This is a genomic window from Phormidium pseudopriestleyi FRX01, from assembly GCF_017313335.1.
GTDB lineage: Bacteria > Cyanobacteriota > Cyanobacteriia > Cyanobacteriales > Laspinemataceae > Laspinema > Laspinema pseudopriestleyi.
The window spans coordinates 1-2,780 of sequence record NZ_JAFLQW010000119.1 but is presented as its reverse complement, the minus strand read 5'-3'; the positions used below and the strand labels follow the sequence as shown (position 1 = coordinate 2,780).

The window sequence follows — 2,780 nt, the reverse complement described above, 5'->3', positions numbered from 1 at the left end:
GGGAGTTTACCTCCAGCAAGATATGTTTCCTTACAGTTCGCGAGTCCCCAATTCCAAGCGTGTCGAGCGACCCCGGCGTGTTTGGCCATGAGCGTTCGTTGTCGGTTATTTAAGTCTAGCTTGGTCTTAAAGCTCTTCACTGACTTTTTTTAACTCCTCAACAATCTTTGTGTTCGGTTGACTTCGGCTATTATAAAGACGAGCACCCAACAATGTAGATAGTGAGCCTCTTGCCGAGATTTTTGCGGCTGAGGTTATCCAAAACTTACGCATAACCTTATGTTAGCATAAAAAATGAGTAAGTTTAAGAAACTTTAGGTAGAAATTTAAACCCTGTTTCCAGCCCTCGTTAATTATGACCCAATTTGACGAATTGCAGCCCCCCGAAGGGTTAACCCCACCTCCATCGCCCCCGGAAAGTTCACCGACGGCGAGACCGATTGCCCCGGTGTGGTCCTGGGTCAACCACTTACTGGGGGCGGGTTCTGACTATGAACGAGGGAACCGACTGTATGAACAAAAAAATTATGCCGGGGCAGTCGCCTTTTATGACAAAGCCATTCAAAAAAAGCCCACCATGCATCGGGCTTTGCTGAAACGCGGCACGGCCCTGATGAATTTACATCGCTATGAAGAGGCGATCGCCGGTTATGATGGGGCGATTCAAGTCAACCCCGATGACTATTGGGGCTGGACCTTCAGAGGTCGGTGTCTCTTTCACTTAAGCAGATATCAGGAAGCCTTGGCATCCTTTGATCAAAGCATTCAAATTAATAGCAATCAATATGAAGCCTGGTATTTCCGGGGGCGATCGCTCTTAGAACTTCAACAATACAAATCCGCCGTTACTGCCTTTAATAAAGTTGTCAAACTCAAACCCAAACTCTCCAGCGGATGGTATTACCGAGGTCTCACTTTCCTGGCCCTCGATCGCCCAGAACAAGCCTTAACATCCTTGGAACAAGCCCTTACCCTGGACCCGCAAAACCCCGCCGCTTGGTTCAATCAAGGGGTCGCCCTCGATCTCCTGCAACGCTACGCCGAAGCCGTCACCGCTTACGATCGCACCCTACAACTGGTCCCGGAAAATGCCGCATCTTGGTTTAATCGCGGAGTCGCCTTGGACAAATTGCAACGCTATACCGAAGCCGTCGCCTCCTTTGATAGGGTGATTCAATTCGCCCCTAGCAATCCCTTAGTTTGGTTTTATAAAGGCCGCGCCCTCAAACATCAATGGGTAGAAGCGGCGATCGGCTGTTTTGATAAAGCCATTGAATTACATCCCAATTGGCCCGAAGCTTGGATGAATCGAGGTATCGCCCTCTCCGATGCGGGGCAGTATGAAGTTGCCTTAACCTCCTTTGACCAAGCCACTCAAATTAATCCCAATTTATCCACCGCTTGGTTGGGTCGGGGCATGGCATTGTATGGATTGGGCCGCTCTAAAGATGCCATTCAAGCCCTCAGCAATGCGATTCAAATTCAGCCCAATTTTCCCGAAGCTTGGTATCACCGAGGACTGGCTTTAGAGCAACTTCAAAAATATGAAGAAGCCCTGACTGCTTATGAAAAAGTTGTACAAGTAACCCAAGAACCGATGTTTCTTTATCGGTCCTGGGTGAAGCGTTCAGAAGTGTTGGAAAAACTCCAACGCTATCCGGAAGCTCTCGATGCCTTTGCGAAAGTGCTCGAAGTTAAACCCAACGATGCTCAAGCCTGGATGAAACGGGGGGATTTACTCTCCTTAGCCCAACGGTATATTGATGCAATTGTGGCCTATGACCAGGCGATCGGCATCTGGCCCAACCATTATGAACCTTGGATGAAACGAGGCCGAGTGCTGAGTAAAATGGGTCAATATCCCCAGGCGATCGCCGCTTACGATACGGTGATCCAAATGAAACCCACCCACTCCCTGGCTTGGTTGCGCCGAGGAGAATGTTTGGAAAAATTGCACCGCTATCCGGAAGCAGCGCGATCCTACGGTGTGGCCCTGGAAGTTGATCCCACCTGTACCGATGCGATCGAAAAGCGCAACCGCCTCCATGAAAAACTGGCACAAGATCCGGTTTTTCCCAATGAAACCGATTTAAGTTAGAGGGAAAAAGTCAGTTCGTTTCCCTCCTATTCAGGGTGAATCCATGTTAAAACGAATCACAGTAGTAACAGCAGTCGGATTGATTCAATTGGGGATATTCCCTCATCTTGCCTTGAGTGCTAACCCAGAACACCTCTTGCAGCTACAAACAGGGAATGAATGTCGAAACTGTGACCTCAGTGGTGCAGATCTCACCGGGTTAGATTTACGCGGGGCGGATTTAATTGGGGCCAATTTGAGACAAGCTATTCTCAGCCAAGCCAATCTGATGGAGGCCAATTTAACTGCCGCTGACCTTCAAAATGCCATTTTGATTGAGACAAATTTGTTTAGTAGCAACCTCAGTTATGCAAATTTCAGTGGGGCGAATTTGCAAGATGCCATTTTGGTTAGTGCTAATATTAATGGCACCGACTTTACAGGTGCAGTTCTTCAGGGCAGCAGTGGCGTAGAAATCGGGAGTCAGGAGTTAGAATAAATTTATCAGGGGAGTAGGCGATCGGGACGAGATTACTCTATAGCGCGTTTAAATCATTCTTGCTGTAATAGTAGAGCCAGATGCTCCCACTCCCCCAAAAAATGGGGAGCATCCCAATGAAAGCCGCCCTCACCCTAAATCCCTCTCCCAGAGTGGGAGAGTGACTGAGGGTGAGGGCTTCTGCCTTTTTGGGAGAAGGGGCGG

At 48.7% G+C, this 2,780-nt stretch carries 3 protein-coding genes; 2 read left to right on the top strand and 1 reads right to left on the bottom strand.

Going from position 1 to position 2,780, the window contains the following annotated elements:
- Positions 1-140 (bottom strand): helix-turn-helix domain-containing protein (locus tag J0895_RS04520; RefSeq protein WP_207086929.1); only part of this gene is annotated, 140 nt, incomplete at its 3' end.
- Between the two features lie 215 nt (positions 141-355).
- Between J0895_RS04520 and J0895_RS04515 the strand changes: the two genes are divergently transcribed.
- Complete coding sequence (locus tag J0895_RS04515; protein ID WP_207086928.1) at positions 356-2,098, top strand: tetratricopeptide repeat protein; 1,743 nt, start codon at positions 356-358, stop codon at positions 2,096-2,098.
- A 43-nt stretch (positions 2,099-2,141) separates the two neighbouring features.
- Positions 2,142-2,576 (top strand): pentapeptide repeat-containing protein, encoded by a 435-nt coding sequence (locus J0895_RS04510; protein ID WP_207086927.1) that lies wholly within the window; start codon positions 2,142-2,144, stop codon positions 2,574-2,576.
- Positions 2,577-2,780 lie beyond the last annotated feature (204 nt).